This window comes from Paracoccus bogoriensis (assembly GCF_019431455.1).
GTDB classification, from domain to species: Bacteria; Pseudomonadota; Alphaproteobacteria; order Rhodobacterales; family Rhodobacteraceae; genus Paracoccus; species Paracoccus bogoriensis.
In genome coordinates, this window is record NZ_JAHYSR010000087.1 from 1 (window position 1) to 244 (window position 244).

A 244-nucleotide genomic window follows, 5' to 3' on the forward strand; every position below is an offset into this window, starting at 1 on the left:
TTCGCACGGCAACTGGGCCTGAAGCCCTGCTTCACGCCGGTGCAGACCCCGCAGAGGTGCGCAGCACGCATCTCGGAAGCTTTCGTGAAGACGCTGAGGCGCGACTACGTCCTGATCACGCCGCTGCCAGATGCCCAGACCGTTCTCGGACTGATCGGAGGCTGGATGATCGTGTCCCTTGGAGTGGTGTAGCTGGCCGATGGCCAGCGTGATCTCCGGCGGGGCCGGGGTCAGCCTTCGACAT

General features: G+C 64.8%; 1 pseudogene. It reads left to right on the forward strand.

Annotation, left to right across the window (positions count from 1 at the left end):
- A pseudogene (locus tag KY389_RS15170) lies at positions 1 to 168 on the forward strand (IS3 family transposase); the annotation flags it as partial.
- Between the last annotated feature and the right edge of the window lie 76 nt (positions 169 to 244).